The organism is Paenibacillus sp. TCA20 (genome assembly GCF_000732325.1).
Taxonomy (GTDB): domain Bacteria; phylum Bacillota; class Bacilli; order Paenibacillales; family Paenibacillaceae; genus Paenibacillus; species Paenibacillus urinalis.
Genome location: NZ_BBIW01000006.1, coordinates 39,302 through 59,760, shown reverse-complemented (window position 1 = coordinate 59,760; position 20,459 = coordinate 39,302). Strand labels below are relative to the sequence as shown.

Below are 20,459 nucleotides of genomic sequence, written 5' to 3'. Positions count from 1 at the left end.
AAGGGTGATTAGCCAATGAAATCAAAAACAGCTATCGTAACTGGCGCCAATTCCGGCATGGGCCTTGCGACAACCATTGAATTAGCACTGCAAGGGTATCATGTTATCATGGCATGCCGAAGCGAAGAGCGAGGACGTAAAGCGCTGAATGAAGCTATAGCCGCAACAGGCTCAAAGCAGATTGAGCTGATGTTACTTGATCTGGGCTCTTTGAGCAGCATCCGCCGCTTTGCTGAACAATTCCAATCAGTCCATGAGAAGCTGGATGTGCTTATTAATAATGCAGGTGTGGTTTCTCTGAAGAGAGAGGAAACATCGGACGGGTTTGAAATGGGGATTGGCGTGAATCATCTAGGCCATTATTTACTGACAAGACTGCTGCTTCCGAGTCTATTACATGCACCTGAAGGAAGAGTCGTTAATGTGGCATCAGGTGCCTATAAATTTGGCAAAATCCATCAGGAAGATCCGCATCTGACAAAGGGATTTAACGTGGTGAAGAGTTACGGCCAGTCCAAGCTGGCAAATGTGCTGTTTACTAGAGAACTGGCCTACCGACTGGAAGGAACAAGCGTTACAGTCAATGCACTTCATCCAGGGGCAGTAGGCACCAGCATTGGGGTTAATCGCAATACGGGCTTCGGTACGAAGATCATGGCCTTTTTGGCGAAAACCCCCTTTTTCCTCTCGCCGGAGGAAGGGGCAAGGACTGCAATCTATCTAGCGATTCGACCCGAAGTGAAAGGGGTTACAGGCGAGTATTTTTATGAGGAGAAGGTTCAGGAGCTGAAGCCTCATGCAATGGATGAGGCGACATCCCAGTTCCTGTGGAACTGGAGTGCAGAGCAGACCGGGCTGCCTTACGATCTGGAGCTGACCCGTATGGCCTGATGGTATCTAGCTGAATATTTGCGATTTATTCTTCATTAATCATGAATGAATAAAAACTAACTTGAGACAAAAAACAGCTTTTAAAGGCTTGTTTTTTATTGATCTTATTTCGCTGTTATTTCAAATGCTTCAAACATATGATTATTGACTTGTCTACTCCATGCCTCGACTTCAACACCTTCTTGTATGACACCTAAATCGGATTCTGTTCGTTTGACATCACTTGTTTGATCAAAGAACATCGTATTTTTGGTTACTGTCAACACATCTCCAGTGTCAAGTTTTATAGAATGAAGTACCTTATCTCCATCAATTGTGGAATTTTCCTCAACTATTTCAATAACGGTACCTGTGTAATATTCTTGTTGCTTAGATGGCGATGACCATCCTAGTAAAATATCAGAACTTTGAACGTACCAAATACCAAGCGCCAGTACCAAAACAAGACTACCCGACAGTACAAGCCACTTCTTTTTTGTCTTCAACTTCTTTCATCCTTCCTAAGTGTACTTACCAATATAGACGCATGACTTCGAAAAAAGTTTATAGTTCTTGATAAATTCGATAAGCTCAAGTCATAAGCTCTGCATTAAATCTTCTTACACATTCTAATGAGTCAAGTTAAGCCGCTGAACACTGCTGGAGACTCTTCTGGAATTTTTCTATTGATCATTCTGGGTCTTCTCTGTTAATCTAGTCATTAAAAAATGATATTAGTGGGGGATAACAGCTGTGAAGGAACCGAACATTACATTCAGCTATGCACAACTAGAGGACTTGCCCGCTATTGTTGCGATCTACAATTCAACCGTTGCAGGGAGAATGGTCACAGCTGATCTTGAACCGGTCACGGTTGAGAGCCGTATACCTTGGTTTGAGGAGCATTCACCGGACAAGCGTCCATTATGGGTGATGAAGTATGATGAACAGATCGCAGGCTGGGTCAGCTTAAGCTCCTTCTACGGAAGACCTGCTTACGACGGTACGGCTGAGGTGAGCGTCTATGTTGACGAAGCCTTCAGAGGGACAGGAGCAGGGAGCCGGCTCATCGAGAAGGTCATTGAGGATAGTCCGCGGCTGGGTGTTACAACCTTGCTGGGCTTTGTATTTGGTCACAATGAACCAAGTCTTCGATTATTGAAGAAATACGGCTTTGAACAGTGGGGCTACTATCCCGAGATCGCTGTTCTGGACGGTGTAAGGCGTGATCTAGCCATTCTCGGCAAAAAATTGGACTAATCCAATTCACTTTTTTCTTATATTCGTTTACGTCTAATATACATTTAATTGGCTGCACACTGTAGCTGCAAAATATAAAAGAACTCGGGTCCAGCGGTATACGGATGTATACTCCTTAGAAGGACAAACGAGTTCTTTTTTTAATATCGCTGTATTAGGCTTGTTTCCTACGGAAGGCCTGATTAAGCACCTCGGATAAGATCAGTCCGACCGCGATGCTCCCTGCAATCATGAGCGCTTTGGCAGCAAGCTCCACGGCAGTCGTATAATCGTTCTGTACAAAATATCGCATGGCATTATAAGCCATCCCTCCTGGAACGAGCGGAATAATGCCGGCTACGCTGAAGATAATGACCGGATGCTTGTAGAGCCTTGCAAAGACCTGGCTTAATACACCAATGACCAGGGTTGCCATCAGGGTAGCGGAGACCGCCTCATATCCAGGTTCCATAATATCGTATATGATCCAGCCGAGCATACCGACAATTCCGCAGGGGAAGAGCATTTTGCGAGGCGCGTTAAAAATAATGCCAAAGGCAAGGGAAGCGATGAAGCTGGTTACAGCTTGTTCCACGATATGAATAAACATGATGTTCGTACCTCAGCTTTCATTTACATAATAGTGAAGACGACGGCAATTCCAGCACCGATCGCGAACGCCGTCAGAAAAGCATCGGCCCCCTTGGAAAGCCCGGACACGAGATGCCCTGCCATCAGATCCCTCACAGCATTCGTAATAGCCAGCCCAGGTACGAGCGGCATGACAGAGCCGATAATAATCTTGTCCAGCTCGCTGCCGACCTCTATGAGGACCATGACGAGAGCCAGAAGACCAATAATAAATGAAGCGGTGAATTCCGCGAAAAAGCGAACCTGTGACAGCCTTTGAAAAAGGCTCACTGCGGCGTACCCGACACCACCGCATAATACGGCGGGCAGAAAATCTGTCCATCCGCCTTGAAACATGATGGTGAAGCAGCCACTAGCCAGGGCAGCGGCGCAGGTCCGTGCGATAACTCGGTACAGAACCGACTCCTTCTCAATATCCTTCAGCTGATGATAAGCTTCGCTAGGATTGAGCTCGTCTCTTCCAATTGCACGAGAAACATTGTTGACGGCAGCTACCTTATGCAGGTCGGTCGTCCGCTCCGAGATCCGGATCAGCTTGGCTGGCTGTAAACCGTCTGTGGAGAAGATAATACCAGTTGGTGTAACGTAGCTGTGGGAATTAGGCATTCCATAGGCAGAAGCGATCCGCATCATCGTATCTTCGACACGATAGGTTTCGGCTCCGCTCTGGAGCATGATTTTTCCGGCAAGCAGACATACCTCGATAATCTCCATCGTTATGCTGTTCTTATCTGTTGTTATCGATGGTTCCATCTATTTACGCATCCTTTATCATTCATTTTCCTGACAAATCAGAACTTCCATTCTATCATATCTTCCATTATTTCCACATGCATTATAATGCAGACTAAGGGTACCTCTTCTTATACAAGTAATAAAAGCCTGCCAGCATCGCGACTTGGATATGATGAGCATCGCGAATGCTGCAGACCTCTATGACGTTATGAAGCTAAATGCGATTATAAAATGATTATTCGCCTTCGACATGATACAATACCCGTGCCAGAATGTCCTGGCTGTAATTGCCGAAATGCTTGCCGTATACAGTAAGACCGCCTTTGTTGACAGGATGATCGGTTACCGCGATACGGAATCGAATATCACTCTTATAGTCAAGCGCAATATCCTTCAGGGTAACATCTGAAATTCGGCATCCGTCAACATAGCTGCCTTCCTCGTTGATTCGAATCAGCTTCAGCATGCCATACTGGTTCAGATGCGGCGGCCACCATTCCGGGTTAAATGCCCCTCGCTTATCTCCGAAATCCCCCGGACTTGTCCAGCAGCCCAGCTCAATTCCATTCAAATAGAAATAGATATCGGAAGGGTAGTTGTTATTAAATCCGGGTGCTTCTGAACCCAGCTCCATCGAGAATTGAATCTCCTTGAACGACTCATTTGATTTGAGGTAATTAGGAATTCGGTATTCAAGGAAGCCTTCTGACAGCCAGATCAGCTCAGCGTCAATCCGCATGGGATCAGCAAAATACCTCGGTTCATCAAAATCGCCAACGATGCTGTCCTTCGTAGCAAGGCCGCAGGTAGGTAGAGCCTTATAATTACTGTAGTGTCCGACTTTGATTTCGGCTTCATATCGGTTATGTATATCCTGACTTCGTATATCGACCATCAGCTTATCATCATTCAGATAACAGATTTTCTGGATCCCATGCTTACCGACAGCAGTGTTGATGTTGATCAGGCCGCTCTCCTCAAGCTTCTTGATGTGCATCGTAATGGCACCGTTTGTCAGGTTTAGCCTAGTAGCAATGTCATTCAGGTTCAGACTTTGATGCTTGGACAGCATATCTATAATCTGTATTCTGACATCCGAGCTGAGTGCCTTGAATATATGAATGCCGGACATTAAATCTTTTATGTAGATCATATGTAGAATTCCTTTCCACGAAAAAATGAGAGTTTTGTAGATTATGTAGTGAGGCAGCGTTAGATGACCCGCTAAAATAGCAGACCATGGTAATAATGTAATATAGATGATAATTGCATTCTAAGCTATTTTTGCCATGCGAACAACATGAAAGAATAACAAAAGAGGAGAACAGGATGCGGCACGACTAAAAAATATGAACAAAATGTAAAATTTTAGTTGCGGAAAAATGTAAACGCTTTTATAATCTTGACGAGTCTAAAATAGTTTAAGTTTATTTAAATTAAATGACTCTAATCCATTCATGGCGGTGATATTCAGTGAAAAAGCTAAAGAAGTGGCTGCTTACGGCAGCGCTCGCTACATCGGTGTCCGTGTTCGGACTCAGTTCACCTGGTTTTGCAGCTTTTTGGAATTTGACAGGAGATATTGGGGTGCATGATCCAAGCATCATCAAGGAAGGGAACAGCTGGTATACGTTCTCCACAGGGCAGGGCATTCAGGTGCTGAAATCGGACAATGGCACCAACTGGTACCGGGTCCCACAGATCTTTCTGAGTCCTCCTTCCTGGTGGAGCACTTATGTACCGAATCAAACTCATAACGACGTATGGGCTCCGGATATTCAAGAATACAACGGCAGAGTATGGCTGTACTACTCCATCTCGACATTCGGCTCCAACCAGTCTGCGATCGGTCTTGCATCCGCTTCCAGTGTAGGTGCAGGGCAGTGGAGAGATGATGGCTTAGTGCTCCGGACCACGACGTCTAACAATTATAATGCCATTGATCCGAATCTCGTCATTGATGCGAACGGCGAACCGTGGCTTGCCTTCGGCTCTTATTGGAGCGGTATCAAGCTCACGAAGCTGGATAAAAATACGATGAAGCCGACAGGCAGCATCTATTCCATCGCTGCGAGACCATCGAACAACGGAGCTATTGAAGGACCAAGCATTGTTTACCGTAATGGCTATTACTACTTATTCGCTTCAATCGATTCCTGCTGTCAGGGCGTCAACAGTACTTACAAAATCGTCTATGGCCGCTCAACCAGCATTACTGGACCGTATGTGGACAAGAATGGTGTTAATATGCTGAATGGCGGGGGTACCGTGCTTGATTCAGGTAATGTCAAGTGGAAGGGACCCGGCGGACAGGATATCTACAGTACGAATGTTATTGTGAGACATGCCTATGATGCAGATGACAACGGGGCTCCTAAGCTGCTAATCAATGACCTGAATTGGCCGAATGGTTGGCCGAGCTACTAATTGTGATTCGAGCGAATAATGACTTTATAATAAAGACGATTCAAGCTTTAGATTTAACATTCACTAAAATAAAGTGACAACTAAGAATATTCAACAGCAGAACAGCTAACCACGCTTCTGATATGCTCCCATCATAGTAGACAGTTGATTTAACAAACTCTACTTCTACCATGATGGAGGATTTCATTCTAATGGTTAGCTGTTTTTGCTTTTTCCATGAATAAGACAGTTTAACGGTCTTGGTTTACATCCGCTCCATAGATGGCAACCCACTGATTCATCAGGGTCCAGCGGCCATTCTGGTACTTCAGCGCGTTCTGCACATAGCCGAATCGATCTGCATTATACTGCCCCATAATCCCCTGAAAAGTGAGAAGCTCATATATGCCGTCCTGATCGAAATCTACCGGGTATACGCCACTTACAGGCAGCACATCGCCTTGGAGCGGCTGCTTCAGTGTTCCATTCTCGTTATAAATCGCAGATAAATACTCAGCTCCGCGATCTGATATATCGATCAGATATCTTTTCCCGTTATTCTCACTTATCACCTGAAGCCTGTAGTTATCTAAATAATCTACGCGATAGTTATATTCACTGTTATATCGATCTGAGTTGAACAGCTCTTTTAGCACACCGCCGTGATAGGAATATAAATAGTTATAAGTCAGAGCACCGGAGCCGCCGGATTGAATGGCAATGAACAGATCCGAAACACCGTCTCCATCAAAATCACCGGCAAATAGGGTCGGACTATAACCCGAGCTCTCGGGAAGCTGATACTGGAAGGCAGGACCACCGGCACCATTTTGGATAATAAGTGTAATATCTGTCGCAAATGGACTGTCCTCAGCATTGTAGTTCCAGGCGAGCATGGCCGTATCCTGAATACCGTCTCCCGTAAAATCAGCTGTAATCGGAGAAGAATGCTGCTGGAATGGGGCTCGATGCCCGTAGTATGAGTGCATAGAGTAAGAAGTCACTTGATTTCTAACATACGGGAATGGTCCAGGCATCATATAAGGTACAGGGCCGCAAGGAGTAGGATAGGGATAATATGGATCTGGACATAGCCGCTGCGGGCGGTAGAGTGAAGCTGAATGTTCGTTGAAACGCATATTTGATATTCCTCCATTTTTCTTCTAGCCTATGTGACATCACCGAAATAGGTGAATACCTATACACGCATGAGATGCAGAGAATGAATGGCCTGCGGCTTGATAGCTTGGACTGATTCGTCTGGGAGAGAGAGATTTCAAACTATAGATGACGAACTGTATGCATGGAATGAGAAGAAAGGCCTGCGTACATGACGCAGACCTGAGGCAGTAAATTAATAAGTTCTGATGGGTGAACTAAACACCCGAGTAGGCGTTAAAGCCTCCATCGACCGGGATGACCGTACCTGTAACAAAGCCGGAAGCATTCTCATCAGCCAGCCACAGCAATGTCCCAAGCAGATCCTCTGGTTTGCCGAACCTGCGCATCGGTGTATGAGAAATAATCTTATTCGAGCGCTCAGTCAAGCTTCCATCTTCATTTAGCAGCAGCTTCTCATTCTGTTCCGTGAGATAGAAGCCCGGAGCAATCGCATTGACACGGATGCCTGCCTCAGCGAGGTGAACGGCCAGCCACTCCGTGAAATTGCTGATCGCCGCTTTTGCGGCACTGTAGGCAGGAACCTTCGTCATTGGGGAGTAAGCACTCATAGATGAGATATTGATAATGGTCGTGCTTTCTCTGCCGAGCATTTGTTTGGAGAATACTTGTGTCGGAATCAGCGTGCCTACGATATTCAGATCAAAGACGCCACGAAATCCCTCGACTTTCAGATCATAGAAGGAGACGGTATCCTCTCTGGTCAGATCCTCCGTCTGAAAAATCTCATTCGTCGTTATTGCCGTAGGGCGATTCCCTCCAGCGCCATTGATCAGAATGTCACAGAGGCCAAGCTCTTGTGCGACGGTGTCTGCAGCTGTAATCACGCTCTGTTCGTCCGTTACATCGCAGGCTACCGCAATGGAGGTGCCGCCATTCTGATTAATCGTATCCGCGACTGCGGCTCCCTTCTCCACCGTTCGGTTCAAGATGGCGACTTTGGCTCCTTGTCTTGCCAGCTCTTCCGCCATCACTCGGCAGAGCACACCGGAGCCTCCCGTTATAACAGCTACTTTTCCGGCAAGACTTGCGTGGTGTGGCTGTGATTTTAGGCTGCTCATATGCTCTTCACCTGCTCTTCCAGCTTATTTCCTTCTTTTATTCTTGCGTAGGCGTCCCATAGTCCCCATAAATACATGATTCCGAGTGCACGATCATACAGTCCGTAGCCAGGTCTGCATTTCTCATCCCATATGTGCCGACCATGATCTGGACGGGCATATCCGGTAAATCCGGTGTCGTGGTATGCCTGAACGATTCCCGTAATGTCAACCGTTCCATCTTGAGTACGGTGGGAGGTCTCCATAAAGTCACCGTTATCAAATACTTTGACGTTGCGGATATGGGCAAATGGAATTCGGTCCTTGAATTCGTGAATCATGGAGACGATATCATTCCCTGGATTTGCGCCGAGTGAGCCGCTGCAGAGAGTAATGCTGTTGTTCGGACTGTTATATATAGAGAGGAAACGACGGACATTGTCCTGACTTGTAATAATCCGCGGCAGACCGAAGATGGACCATGGCGGATCGTCCGGGTGAATGGCCATTCTTATGTCATGGGCCTCTGCAACGGGAATGATCTCATTAAGGAAATATTCCAGATTAGCCCATAGGTCTTCCTCTGTAACATTCTTGTAGGCCTCAAATAACGCGGTCAAATGCTTCAGCCGCTCAGGCTCCCATCCGGGCATTGTGAGCTGTGAATCCTGATTGATCTGATGAACCAGATCAAAGGGATCCATGTTATGAATTCGGGCTTTCTCATAGAAGAGAGCAGTGGACCCGTCAGGTCCTTCCTTGTATAAGTCTGTCCGCAGCCAGTCGAAGATGGGCATGAAATTGTAGCAAATGACTTTGACGCCAACCTGTGCAAGCTTCTCAATCGTTCTTTTATAATTCGCAATGTACAGATCTCTGGAGGGAAGACCAAGCTTGATATCTTCATGAATGTTCACGCTTTCAACAACATCGAGATGAAGCCCGGCCTGTTCAGCCTGAGACTTGATCTCGAGAATTTTGTCCATCGGCCATTCTTCACCCGCAGGAACATCATGCAGCGCCCATACGATGCCTTCGACACCTGGGATTTGCCTGATTTGATTCAGAGTGACCGTATCGTTGCCTTCGCCAAACCAGCGGAATACCATTTTCATGTTAGCAGCCACCTTTCATTGGTCAAGGTTTAAAATAAGTTGGAAATTTCTCTCTTAAGAAACGTTCATCATGAATCGCCAGGTTCATATGGTCCTTCATGAGATTTACCGCACGCTCCTCATCCTGTCTGGAAATGGAATCGACCATCTGCTGATGCTGATCATAAATATGCTGCCAGTCATGATCTGCTGCAAGACGCAGCTTGCGGATACGATTCATATGGACGTTCATTTGCTGCATTGCTGCCCAAGTATTACTCTTGCTGCATCTTGTAAATAAGGTGCGATGAAAGGCTTCATCAAGCTCAAACATGGATTTGTTATCCTGTGCTTCCATGGAAGCACGCTGTCTAACAAGCAGCAGCTCAAGCTCAGCAATGTCCACTTTCGAGAATTGATGACACGCAAGGCTTATGACAGCGCATTCCAGCTGCTCTCTCATGAAGCGGGCCTCCTCAACGAGAGATAGGTCGATAAGAGATACCATCGTACCGCGCTGGGGATACACATCAAGCAGTCCTTCTCCAGCCAGTCTGAGAAAGCTCTCTCGTACAGGTGTACGACTGACATTAAAAGCTAATGCAATTTCTTTCTCGGATATGCTTGTTCCCGGAATGAGGTCAAAATTCAAGATTTGGTCCTTCAAAGCGTCGTATACGGCTTCTCTTGTCGAAGTCGGTTGAGGACGAATATGTAAATCCATTTAAAATTTCACCTCATTTCTTCACCATACTACCATACAAGTATGGTAGTATGAAAGAGGAAGATCTCTTTTTTGCCACTGAAAATTTGGAAATAAGTAGTGGGTCAGGTTAGATGAGCTGTGATATTTAGCTGTACTACCTGATTATTGGGAGTAACGAGCCGTAATTTATGTAACCGCGTTCATTTTATTTCCTTTCAATTCAAATGACCAAGGAGAGTGCCTAATATGGAGAACGTAAAGTTAATGAAAGCAGCAATTATGGAGAAGCCAGGTCACATTGAGCTCAAGGAGCTGCCTATACCAGAGGTGAAGCCCAACGAGGTGCTTGTCAAGATTATGGCGGTTGGGGTGTGCGGTTCAGATGTGCATTATTATGAGCATGGCAGAATTGGGCGATTCGTTGTAGAGAAGCCGATTATACTGGGACACGAATGTGCAGGAATTATTGTAGAGACCGGGGATCTTGTGAAGCGTGTGAAGACAGGAGACCGCGTAGCTATTGAGCCTGGAGTAACCTGCGGCAGATGCCGTTATTGTAAAGAGGGCAGATATAATCTCTGTCCTGATGTTGAATTTCTAGCGACTCCTCCTATAGACGGTGCGTTCGTTCAGTACTTAGCGATTCGGGAGGATTTCGTATTTCCCATTCCGGATAAGCTATCTTATGAAGCAGCGGCACTTGTGGAGCCGTTCTCAGTAGGAATTCATGCTGCGAATCGCTGTCAGCTTAAGCCTGGCGGGACGGTTGCCATTATGGGGATGGGGCCCGTCGGCCTGATGGCGGTAGCTGCAGCCAAATCCTTCGGTGCGAGCCAGATTATCGTTACCGATCTAGAGGATATTCGGCTTCAGGCAGCGCTTGAGCTGGGAGCTACACATGCCATTAACGTAACGCAAGTGGATGCCAATGCCAAGATCAAAGAGCTTACCGGTGGAATCGGTGTAGATACAGCTTGGGAGACCGCAGGGAGTCCAAGGGCACTGAGTTCAGCGCTGTCTTCACTGCGCCGCGGGGGCAGGCTCGTCATTGTCGGCCTTCCAGCTCAGGATGAAATTCCGCTGAACGTTCCATTCATCGCAGATAATGAGATCGACATCTACGGTGTATTCCGTTATGCGAACACTTATCCGGATGGGATCAAGTTCCTTGCTTCAGGTGATATTCCAGTAGACACACTCATTACCGACCGCTATGCCTTGGAAGAGACTCAGGAGGCAATGGAGCGGGCTATTCATAATAAGAGTGGGAGTCTTAAGATCATGGTTTACCCGAATGGGATGGACAATTAACCGGCTATATCGCAGAAAAATGGCGGATAGGCGGATTTTGAATCAAAACAATTTCATTATAAATTTCATAGAATCTTGGCAAGCTATGTAAATCATTAGATCGTGCGTCATTTTTAGATGAAGCAGTGTAAGAAGTATGTAGGAATGTTTAAATGCACGATCGTCTGAGAGACGCACATAGAGAGGAGATGCATATCATGAGCGAAATATTGCAGGGAGCCAATGAATTCTACGTAGAGCAGAATGGCGAGAAGGCGGCGACGATCGGATTTGAGCCAGGAAGTGAAGGCGGGGAGGGACCGGGCGTCATCATGATTACCCATACCTTCGTGTCAGAAGAGCTTCGGGGTGAAGGCGTGGGAGTTGACCTGGTGAAGCAAGTCGTCCAATATGCACGAGACAATGAGTTAAAGGTTGTCCCGATGTGTTCTTTTGCCAGCAGTGCGATGGATAAGCATACAGAGTTGCAGGATGTGCTGGTTTAATTAACGGGTAGAAGCAAACCAAAAAAAAGATAGATATGGCATATAACCGAATATGCTGTATCTATCTTTTTCTAATATCGCATAATGGCTGGAGTCTCATGGGGGATCAGGATGGCTGGCGAGCTACCCATTCTTCTCTCAGCAGGCCCATCATGATTCGATCGTACTTCTGACCTCCGCGCAGAACGGCTTGGCGCATGCGCCCCTCTTCCACGAAACCGGCCTTCTTATAGGCATGATAGGCAATCTCGTTATACGAAATGACATCCAGACTGACCCGGCTCAGATTCAGTTCGTAAAAAGCATAGCGCAATATGAGCTGAAGTGCATCGCTGCCGTATCCTTTGTTGCGGTCCTTTGCCTTGCCAATACCGATGGCAAGTCTCGCCGACTGATTGTTCCACTCGATGCTGTGCAGGGCGACAAAGCCGATAAGGCGGTCTTCATCAATCGTACGCAGCATAAATTCAACACCGTGATCCATCCGTGCACTCTTAGGTTCATTCTCCTGAACCGTTTGTGGAACCGCATAATCCGTGTCCAAATTCCTCAAATATTCATAGTCTTCTGTATAACCTGCAAGTGTTTGCGCATCCTGCTGAATCGCTGCGGCAAGCCGAACCTTATTTCCATGGAACCAGTTGTTCGGGTTCGAAGTATAATCCATGTCTACTCAGCACTCCTCTCGTAATAACAACACACATTCTATTATAGTCTATTTTAGCTGCAGAATCTCTTAGCATACACGAAGAAAGGCTGCACCTGCTTAATGCAGATACAGCCATCTATACGAAGTATGCACAAAATTAAAGAGTGAGGCCGCCATCCACCGTTACAATTGAGCCTGTCATATAACTGGAGGCAGGTGATGCCATGAACGAGACGACACCGGAGATTTCGTTCGACTCCGCAGGGCGTCCCATTCTCATATTGGACAGCTCTTCAGGAACATACCCGCCTTGCTGGAATGATGCAGCAACACTTTGCGTCAAGGCAGTGTTTACTCCGCCTGGGCAAATAGCATTCACGCGGATTCCTTTTTTGACATATTCCATAGCGGCGGATTTGGTAAGTCCCACAACCGCGTGCTTGCTTGCAGAATAGGCAGCCGCACTATGCTCGCTGCGAATTCCAGCTGTAGAAGCGGTATTGAGAATATGTCCGCTTCCCTGATCCTTCATTACCTTCAGAACATATTTCATCCCAAGGAAGCAGCCCTTCACGTTAACCGACATGATGCGGTCGAATTCAGCTTCCTCGATATCATCAAACATGGAGAATTTCTGTACAATTCCGGCGTTATTGAAGAAGAAGTCAATTCGTCCAAAGGCTTGAACAGCTTCATTCACATAGTTCTGTACATCCTCACTCTTGGAAACATCGGCCTGAACGAAGATACCTTCGCCGCCTTGTTCCTTGATCAGACGAAGCGTCTCTTCTCCGGATTCCGTATTATAATCGACGAGTACAACGGTATAACCGTCCTTCGCAAGCTGGACACTGCTCGCTCTGCCGATTCCGCTTCCAGCGCCTGTGATGACTGCGATTTGTTTATCATTAGACATTATTGAACACTCCCTTTACGTAGAATTATTTTGCGAAATAGCCTCCGTCGATGGGCAGCTCCACTCCAGTAATATAGGAGGATTCATCCGATGCCAGGAACAATACGCCGTTAGCGATATCCTCTGCTTTACCAAGACGAGGGAGCGGAGTTTGAGACTGGAACCATTGTGTCATGCGCTCGTCCTTGAACATATCGACAGTCATCGGTGTTTCGATATAACCCGGGTGAACGGAGTTGGCACGGATATTGTGCTTCGCATAATCCACTGCCGTCGCCTTGGTCAGCATCCGCACAGCGCCTTTACTTGCAGTATATGGACCTGCGCCGCTGCCGCCTGTCAGACCAGCGATCGAAGAGATGTTCACGATGGAGCCGCCCCCAGCTTCGATCATATGTGGAATGACATACTTCTGACCTAGGAAAATGCTGGTCACATTGATGGACATGGTTTTTTCGAATCCTTCAACCGTAAGATCCAAAAAAGGAGTCGCGTTGGACACACCAGCGTTATTGACAAGAATATCGATCTTCCCAAACTTGGTAACGGTTTCATTCACAATGTTGATCCAGCCTTCTTCGGACGTAACATCATGCTTGAATCCAATCGCTTCTCCGCCAGCTGCTGTAATTTCGGCTACAACTTCCTGGATTTTGTCTTCCTGAAGGTCTGTAATGGCTACTTTAGCCCCTTCCTTAGCAAAAAGAAGCGCGTCTGCCTTACCCATACCGCCGGCTGCACCTGTAATAATGGCTACTTTATTATCTAATCTTCCCATGATATGTTCCTCCTAAATTAATTTAATTGTCAGACTGAGATGGGTCCTTTGGTTGATTCAAATGCTTAAGCATCTTCTGATACGAAGCGATAAGCAGATCCATCTCTTCTTCTGAGAACTCGGACCATAATCCATCCGTAAGCTCCTTGTACTTATCCAGCATTTTCTGTTCGAAGGCCATCCCTTGATCCGTAATATGCAGTATAACCTTACGTCTGTCGGATTCAGCACTCCGCCGCTCAATATACCCTTTATTGACGAGTTTATTGGTCAGATTCGTAATTGCCGGCATGGTTACATCCAGCTGTCCTGCGAAATAGGTTGAAGTCTGAGGACCTTCCCAAGCCAAAGTTTGGAGGATGAAGTATTGCGAGGAGGTGAGATCGTTGTCCAAAATCTTGGCATATTTCACCACAAAGTTCGTCATGTAGCCGCTCATTAGTTTAGACAGTAATTCGTGTTTCACGAATCAATCACCTCAAGTCCTGTTGCAAATTTGTTTAAATATATTAAATGTTAATACCTCTTAACAACTTTATTTTAAATAAAAAGGAGTCCTACGTCAACTTGGTTTATACTTCCACTCGGTGCGCGGATATATGCAAGAGCTGTCAAACGGAACTTGCTACTTTCATAATCAACGGTTATCGTTAGGACAAGGAAACTTTGAAGGAGAGAAATGAAGAATATTATGGTACAAATGACATCTAAAAAAGCAGCCGACTTACTTGATCAATGGATTGTATTTCTGGATATGGACAACCCGAAGGCTTGGGATCATGACGAATATCCCTACATTAAAGAGAGTCTTGGCGTCGTTCGCTCTGTAGTCAAGCTGCTTAGAGGTAAAGGCGCTGGCAAAGCCCCTGGCAAAAAAGAGCTGGCTGAGCTGTTAAACGAATTCATAGAGGAAATTGCCTTGGACGATGAGCAGGAGTGGGAGAAGGAAAACAGAGCTTTTGTGCAAGAGGTGCATGAAGCCGCCAAGTTTGCTGTGAGGTTCTTGCGTGGTTAAAATATAAAAAGGACAGCAGGCACCGAAATTCCTAGACTTTCGGCGATGCTGTCCTTTTTTTGCTCAATGTCATGTATCCATATCGACTGCCCGTTGGTATATAAAATCCTCTTCTGCATTCTCGTCTATGACACCGGCATCCATATTGATGCCATAATAAATTTCGTCCATCTCTGTTTTGAGCTGTTCCGTAATTTCCTGTTGTTCCTCTGCACTCAGCTTGTCCTTCGTATAACCGAACAAATAGTTGTTGAGATCAAATTCTTTCAGTTTGCATTTGGTGTGAAAAATATGGTGCTGATACACGTTGATGTCAATCATATCAAATTGCTGCTGAATACTGGATGGAATGTAGTTCTGAATGGAGCTGATGTCATGATCAATAAACAGCTTGTTCCCATCAATATCACGGGTAAATCCGCGTACACGGTAATCGATCGTCATGATATCCGTATCAAACGAATGAATGAGATAATTCAGCGCCTTCAGCGGTGAAATCTCTCCACAAGTGGATACGTCAATATCAGCTCGGAAGGTACTGATTCCTTCATAGGGATGGAACTCCGGGTAGGTGTGAACCGTAATATGACTCTTGTCCAAATGCATCACCACATGATCCGGAAGCGGACCAGGTGACTCTTCGAACGATTCTTCTTCAGCATCGCCTACTGGACCTTCCGAGACGAGTAGTGTTACGCTTGCCCCTTGAGGGATGTAGTCCTGCTTCGCCACATTAAGCACGTGCGCTCCAATAATATGGGATACATTCGTCAGTATCTGTGTCAAGCGGTCTGCATTATATTGTTCATCAATATATTCGATGTAAGCTTCGCGTTCTTCCTTGGTCTTGGTGTAGCACACATCATACATATTGAAGCTGAGGGATTTGGTCAGATTGTTGAACCCGTGCAGCTCAATGCGCTGTTCTGGTGTAAGTGCCATGAATGCTTGCCTCCTGTCCCGAGTATCGCTAGTAACATGTACAGTCCTGTACATACTTTACCCAGAATAGCTGGGAATTAAAGAGGAAGCATAAGTAAATATGGTGTTGGAAGGAATCCATTTCACTAATCGCATAAGGTGGATGCGAAACGGTATAATGCTACCAGCTGAGATCACTTTGGTGGAAAAGGTCTGAGAAAAGCTTTGGGAATCGGTGTTTCGAACCGCATTTGCTTCCCTGTCCCCGGATGAGTAAAGGCAAGCACTCTGGCGTGCAGCGCAAGTCGGCCGATGCCTCGTCCCTTAGCGCCATATTTCTTGTCACCGACAACCGGATGTCCCAGTTCCTCCATATGAACCCGGATCTGATTCTTGCGCCCGGTCTCGAGCTGAATATCAAGCAATGAATAGTCGTTGCTGGTTTGCAGTGTTTTGAAATGAGTAACGGCCTTCTGCCCATCATTTGCATAGGGAGTGGAATACATCTTGAGTGTCTTGCTTTCTTTTAGATAGGAGGTAATCGTGCCCTGCTCCTGCTTGACCTTACCTTCCACAAGCGCAACATAGGTTCGTTCTTCGACCGCATCACGCCAAGCATTTTGGAGAGACTGCTGAATGGCTTCGCTCTTGGCGAACATCATCACTCCTGAGGTATCCCGATCAAGGCGATGAACGATAAAGATTCGGTTAGCCGGATGCGATACACGTACATGGGCCGTCAGCTGACGATAGGCTGTAAGCTCTTGTTCTTTGTCGGAAGCTACAGACAGCAAGCCAGAATCCTTATTTACGATGATAATGTCCTCATCCTCATGCAGAATCGTCAGGCCGATGAGGGGAGGTGCTTCTTCTTTTTTCTCCTGATCTACTGCTACGGTCATCCCTTTGGTTAATGGATGATTAAAGGCCGTTATCGTCTTTCCATCAACGGAAATCTGACCGCGGGACAATAGTGCCTTGATTGAATTACGGCTTTTATTGGATAAGTTCGCCAGCAGGTAGGGGAGCAGCTCAGCGTCTTCTTGGACGATGTAGCTCTTGACAGGCACCGATGGAATCGAAGCAGGCTTTTTCGAAGTGGATTTGGCTGATCCTTTGAAGCTTGAAGCCTGTCCTTTGCTGCCTTTATGTGATCTGGTGTTCGAGGCTGACGGTGGACGGTTGCTGTAGTCATCCTCTGTACCTTGATAATTCGTTTTTTTTCGCATGCCTTAAGGCCTCCTGGTTCGGTTAAAAATACGGCAAATCCATCAAGCGTTTAGTTCTTGATATCCTGGTTAATATACCACACAAGAGGTAAAGTTTGCACGGAATCGCCTGGGTTGTGGAGGTTGTTCGTGGTAAAATGATGATGCATAGAATGAGCTCAAGTATGAAATCTTATAAGAGTATGAAGAAAAGGGAGAATAGACATCATGAACATGAAGAAAAAGAAGTTTCATCTACTAGCACTTCTCGCTGTACTTAGCTTGCTGCTCGCCGCTTGTGGTGATCATTTGGTAGAGGAGAACAGCAACGACATAAGCAAGGAAAATATCGATGAGGATCAGCAAATTGTGATTGCCGGGACTGAAGGTGCAGGCAAGCAATTTATCGACAAAACGATCAAGGATCTGTTTGAGAAGCAGGGCTACACCTTACAGGTCACAGAAATTACAGACCCATCAGAGGCAGCGACGAAGCTTGCTGAAGGTTCGATCGATGCGTATATCAATACATTCATGGATAATCGGAAGGAGCAGCTGACGACGTTAACCAGTGTTCCGACCGAGCCGCTTGCGCTGTATTCGAATACATTCAAGGACGATGACCAGATTGCAGATGGTACGACGGTAATTATTCCGGAGGAACCCTTGATGCAGAGCCGTGCCCTGATGATGCTGGAGGACGAGAATCTGATTGGCATCCGCAAAGGCGCTTCATTATCTGAGATGTCTGTAGAGACAGATGTCACGGATAATCCAAAAAATTTGAAGTTCGAAAAGGCACCCATCGATCAGCTCTCCGATCGAATCAAGAACGAAGCACTTATTGCTGCCCCGCTGCATATTGCTGTCGATGCAGGCCTTACAGAGCAGGAGGCACTTGATGTTGAGGATGTTCCAGGTCAATTCTTGGACCAGCTGGTCGTGCGCAGTAAGGATCAAGGCACTAACTTTGCCCGCAGCTTGAAGGAGCATTTTCAGTCCACCGAGTTTAGGAAGCTGCTGGATGAGCATTTCCCAGGCTATGATGAGCCGGAATGGATGGAAGATTAATTCAATCTATGAGCAGAAGTTAACCTGAGTGGGTATAGAACGACAAAAGGAAGTCATTTCAATGAGATGACCTCCTTTTTTTGCGTTTTAGGATCAATCTACATATAAATGAAGCAATTCTGAAATGAAATCCACCAGGCATCTTGATGTAGAGCAGGGATGTTCGGTACACTAAATAGATTGAGATCGTAAAACTAACGCTATAGTTCATTCATTCTGGATAGATGTAAGCTGAATACGAACAGGTGATGTTCTCTTATCAAGAAAGACGGTGAGGAGTAACGGCAATGAGTATACAAGAAAGAACAATGGATGAGGCACGCGAGCTGCTTCAGACTTACTTCGGTTATCCCGACTTTCGGGAAGGCCAGAAGAAAATAGTAGACAGCTTATTGAGAGGACATGATACCCTCGGTATCATGCCGACAGGCGGCGGTAAATCGATATGCTATCAGATTCCGGCGCTCCTGCATTCCGGTCTCACTCTGGTGGTGTCACCTCTTATTTCCCTAATGAAGGATCAGGTGGATGCTCTGCTTGCCATGGGCGTGTCTGCTGCATATATCAACAGTACACTGACTGGACGTGAAGTGAATGACCGGATTCGGGCGGCACAGCGCGGAGAGCTGAAGCTGTTATATGTTGCTCCGGAGCGTCTTGAGCTGGACTGGTTCCGGGATGAGATGGCGGCACTGCCCATATCCTGTGTTGCTGTCGATGAAGCACACTGTGTCTCTCAATGGGGACATGATTTTCGGACGAGCTATTTGGCGGTGGCGCCATTTGTAGATTATCTGCCTCAGCGGCCGATCGTGGCTGCCTTCACAGCGACGGCAACGCCTGCGGTGATGGATGATATTCTGGAGCTGCTTCGGCTTCGCGAGCCTGAAACCTTCGTAACCGGACTTGGACGGGATAATCTGGCGATGCAGGTACTGCGCGGCGAGAACAAGAAGGAATATATTATGGACTACACACGCGAGCATGCGGATGAGGCGGGCATTATCTATGCGGCAACCCGTAAGGATGTAGATGATCTGTACAGCCGGCTCAAATCTGCGGGGATTGCAGCAGGGCGTTACCATGCCGGCATGACGGATGACGAACGTGCGGCGAGCCAGGAGGCTTTTCTATTCGATGATATAAGAGTCGTTGTCGCTACGAATGCCTTCGGCATGGGGATTGACAAGAGTAACGTAAGGTATGTCATTCATTACAATATGCCGAAAAATATGGAAGCCTACGTTCAGGAGGCAGGACGTGCAGGGCGGGACGGTGAGCCGAGTCAGTGTATTCTCCTGTTTAGCGCGCAGGATATCATGACTCAGAAATTCCTGATTGAGCAGGGTGAATTCCAGGATGAGGATCGGAAGCGGAATGACTACCGGAAGCTTCAGCAGATGATCGATTACTGCTATACGACCAAATGTCTCAGGAGCGCACAGCTGGACTATTTCGGTGAGGTTCATGATGGAACAGGCTGCGGCATATGCAGCTCATGTACGGACGACCGGGAACTCATCGACATGACTGTTGACGCGCAGAAGATCTTCTCCTGCATACACCGGATGCGTGAACGGTTTGGCATTACAATGGTATCTCAGGTGCTGAAGGGGTCGCGGAACAAGAAGGTGCTGGAGTATGGATTCGATCAGCTGCCTACGCATGGAGTCATGTTCAATCGCTCGGAGAAGGAAATATCGGAGATCATTAACGTGATGGTATCCGAAGGATATCTTACCTTATCTGAGGGTCAATACCCTGTGGTAAGATTGCAGCCGCTGGCAGTGGAAGTGCTCAAGGGACAGCGTGAAGTGATGCAGCGTGTCGCCCGCGTAAGTGCGTCAACCGCCTCATCGCGCAGCAGCAGAAGCAGTCGTGTGAGCCGGGATACATCACCTTCGGCCGTTAATGAAACGGTGTTCGAACAGCTAAGGCTGATTCGCAGGGAGCTGGCGGAGAAGGAGCATGTGCCTTCTTATATTATTTTCAATGATGCGACACTGCGCGAGATGAGTGTGGTATGTCCGCAGAGCGAACGTGACATGCTGAAGATAAAAGGGGTCGGGGAAGTGAAATTCAAGAAATACGGACAGCCGTTCCTCGATTTCTTCCTGAATCAGGGCGGTAGTTCTGTGGACGAGCCTTATGATGATTATGATTTTTAGACGATAATGAATTATAC

Annotated in this window: 22 protein-coding genes; 8 read left to right on the top strand and 14 right to left on the bottom strand. The window is 46.7% G+C overall.

What is annotated here, in order from left to right:
- Nucleotides 1-15: 15 nt before the first annotated feature.
- The gene (locus TCA2_RS13140; protein WP_047912079.1) at nt 16-891 is read left to right on the top strand and encodes an SDR family oxidoreductase; all 876 of its coding nucleotides are present in this window, start codon (nt 16-18) and stop codon (nt 889-891) included.
- A 104-nt stretch (nt 892-995) separates the two neighbouring features.
- On the opposite strand, the gene TCA2_RS13135 is transcribed toward TCA2_RS13140, so the two are convergent.
- The gene (locus TCA2_RS13135) at nt 996-1,376 is read right to left on the bottom strand and encodes a hypothetical protein (protein ID WP_047912078.1); all 381 of its coding nucleotides are present in this window, start codon (nt 1,374-1,376) and stop codon (nt 996-998) included.
- A gap of 247 nt (nt 1,377-1,623) precedes the next feature.
- Here TCA2_RS13135 and TCA2_RS13130 point away from each other — a divergent pair, with 247 nt between their 5' ends.
- Entirely contained in the window at nt 1,624-2,130 is a 507-nt protein-coding gene (locus tag TCA2_RS13130) for a GNAT family N-acetyltransferase (RefSeq protein ID WP_047912077.1), read from the top strand.
- Nucleotides 2,131-2,284: 154 nt separating this feature from the next.
- On the opposite strand, the gene TCA2_RS13125 is transcribed toward TCA2_RS13130, so the two are convergent.
- The 3 genes from TCA2_RS13125 to TCA2_RS13115 all read right to left on the bottom strand — a co-directional run bounded on the left by TCA2_RS13125 (nt 2,285) and on the right by TCA2_RS13115 (nt 4,648).
- Nucleotides 2,285-2,719: a threonine/serine exporter family protein gene (locus TCA2_RS13125; protein WP_177178656.1), complete on the bottom strand. Its 435-nt coding sequence runs from the start codon at nt 2,717-2,719 to the stop codon at nt 2,285-2,287.
- 23 nt (nt 2,720-2,742) lie between these two features.
- Nucleotides 2,743-3,513, bottom strand: coding sequence for a threonine/serine exporter family protein (locus TCA2_RS13120; RefSeq protein WP_047912076.1), 771 nt, complete (start codon nt 3,511-3,513; stop codon nt 2,743-2,745).
- A 217-nt stretch (nt 3,514-3,730) separates the two neighbouring features.
- A complete protein-coding gene (locus tag TCA2_RS13115) occupies nt 3,731-4,648 on the bottom strand; it encodes a transcriptional regulator (RefSeq protein WP_047912075.1) in 918 nt (305 codons plus the stop codon).
- A gap of 320 nt (nt 4,649-4,968) precedes the next feature.
- On the opposite strand from TCA2_RS13115, the gene TCA2_RS13110 reads away from it, so the two are divergent.
- On the top strand, nt 4,969-5,922 hold the full coding sequence (locus tag TCA2_RS13110; protein ID WP_047912074.1) for a glycoside hydrolase family 43 protein: 954 nt from the start codon (nt 4,969-4,971) through the stop codon (nt 5,920-5,922).
- Between the two features lie 230 nt (nt 5,923-6,152).
- On the opposite strand, the gene TCA2_RS13105 is transcribed toward TCA2_RS13110, so the two are convergent.
- The 4 genes from TCA2_RS13105 to TCA2_RS13090 form a co-directional block, all read right to left on the bottom strand.
- On the bottom strand, nt 6,153-7,040 hold the full coding sequence (locus TCA2_RS13105) for a VCBS repeat-containing protein (RefSeq protein WP_052511976.1): 888 nt from the start codon (nt 7,038-7,040) through the stop codon (nt 6,153-6,155).
- 237 nt (nt 7,041-7,277) lie between these two features.
- Nucleotides 7,278-8,141 (bottom strand): SDR family oxidoreductase, encoded by an 864-nt coding sequence (locus TCA2_RS13100; RefSeq protein WP_047912073.1) that lies wholly within the window; start codon nt 8,139-8,141, stop codon nt 7,278-7,280.
- Complete coding sequence (gene uxuA, locus TCA2_RS13095; protein WP_047912072.1) at nt 8,138-9,235, bottom strand: mannonate dehydratase; 1,098 nt, start codon at nt 9,233-9,235, stop codon at nt 8,138-8,140. Before uxuA ends, TCA2_RS13100 begins: the two co-directional genes overlap by 4 nt.
- Before the next feature lie 22 nt (nt 9,236-9,257).
- Nucleotides 9,258-9,938 carry a GntR family transcriptional regulator gene (locus TCA2_RS13090; protein ID WP_047912071.1) on the bottom strand — a complete coding sequence of 227 codons (681 nt, stop codon included), beginning with the start codon at nt 9,936-9,938 and terminating at the stop codon, nt 9,258-9,260.
- 228 nt (nt 9,939-10,166) lie between these two features.
- Between TCA2_RS13090 and TCA2_RS13085 the strand changes: the two genes are divergently transcribed.
- Together TCA2_RS13085 and TCA2_RS13080 are read left to right on the top strand one after the other, a co-directional pair.
- Nucleotides 10,167-11,231, top strand: a complete 1,065-nt coding sequence (locus TCA2_RS13085) for an NAD(P)-dependent alcohol dehydrogenase (RefSeq protein ID WP_047912070.1) — start codon at nt 10,167-10,169, stop codon at nt 11,229-11,231.
- A 197-nt stretch (nt 11,232-11,428) separates the two neighbouring features.
- Complete coding sequence (locus TCA2_RS13080; protein WP_047912069.1) at nt 11,429-11,716, top strand: GNAT family N-acetyltransferase; 288 nt, start codon at nt 11,429-11,431, stop codon at nt 11,714-11,716.
- Nucleotides 11,717-11,822: 106 nt separating this feature from the next.
- Here TCA2_RS13080 and TCA2_RS13075 read toward each other — a convergent pair whose 3' ends face one another.
- The 4 genes from TCA2_RS13075 to TCA2_RS13060 all read right to left on the bottom strand — a co-directional run bounded on the left by TCA2_RS13075 (nt 11,823) and on the right by TCA2_RS13060 (nt 14,525).
- Entirely contained in the window at nt 11,823-12,383 is a 561-nt protein-coding gene (locus tag TCA2_RS13075) for a GNAT family N-acetyltransferase (protein ID WP_047912068.1), read from the bottom strand.
- 139 nt (nt 12,384-12,522) lie between these two features.
- Nucleotides 12,523-13,281, bottom strand: a complete 759-nt coding sequence (locus TCA2_RS13070; RefSeq protein ID WP_047912067.1) for an SDR family NAD(P)-dependent oxidoreductase — start codon at nt 13,279-13,281, stop codon at nt 12,523-12,525.
- Nucleotides 13,282-13,306: 25 nt separating this feature from the next.
- Nucleotides 13,307-14,059: an SDR family NAD(P)-dependent oxidoreductase gene (locus tag TCA2_RS13065; RefSeq protein ID WP_047912066.1), complete on the bottom strand. Its 753-nt coding sequence runs from the start codon at nt 14,057-14,059 to the stop codon at nt 13,307-13,309.
- 22 nt (nt 14,060-14,081) lie between these two features.
- Entirely contained in the window at nt 14,082-14,525 is a 444-nt protein-coding gene (locus TCA2_RS13060) for a MarR family winged helix-turn-helix transcriptional regulator (protein WP_238546385.1), read from the bottom strand.
- A gap of 213 nt (nt 14,526-14,738) precedes the next feature.
- Here TCA2_RS13060 and TCA2_RS13055 point away from each other — a divergent pair, with 213 nt between their 5' ends.
- Nucleotides 14,739-15,074: a hypothetical protein gene (locus TCA2_RS13055; RefSeq protein WP_047912064.1), complete on the top strand. Its 336-nt coding sequence runs from the start codon at nt 14,739-14,741 to the stop codon at nt 15,072-15,074.
- A gap of 69 nt (nt 15,075-15,143) precedes the next feature.
- On the opposite strand, the gene speD is transcribed toward TCA2_RS13055, so the two are convergent.
- Nucleotides 15,144-16,016 carry an adenosylmethionine decarboxylase gene (gene speD / locus TCA2_RS13050; protein ID WP_047912063.1) on the bottom strand — a complete coding sequence of 291 codons (873 nt, stop codon included), beginning with the start codon at nt 16,014-16,016 and terminating at the stop codon, nt 15,144-15,146.
- A 173-nt stretch (nt 16,017-16,189) separates the two neighbouring features.
- The gene (locus tag TCA2_RS13045; protein WP_047912062.1) at nt 16,190-17,224 is read right to left on the bottom strand and encodes an RluA family pseudouridine synthase; all 1,035 of its coding nucleotides are present in this window, start codon (nt 17,222-17,224) and stop codon (nt 16,190-16,192) included.
- A gap of 207 nt (nt 17,225-17,431) precedes the next feature.
- Between TCA2_RS13045 and TCA2_RS13040 the strand changes: the two genes are divergently transcribed.
- On the top strand, nt 17,432-18,274 hold the full coding sequence (locus tag TCA2_RS13040; protein ID WP_047912061.1) for a MetQ/NlpA family ABC transporter substrate-binding protein: 843 nt from the start codon (nt 17,432-17,434) through the stop codon (nt 18,272-18,274).
- A 287-nt stretch (nt 18,275-18,561) separates the two neighbouring features.
- Nucleotides 18,562-20,442, top strand: coding sequence for a DNA helicase RecQ (gene recQ, locus TCA2_RS13035; RefSeq protein ID WP_047912060.1), 1,881 nt, complete (start codon nt 18,562-18,564; stop codon nt 20,440-20,442).
- Nucleotides 20,443-20,459 lie beyond the last annotated feature (17 nt).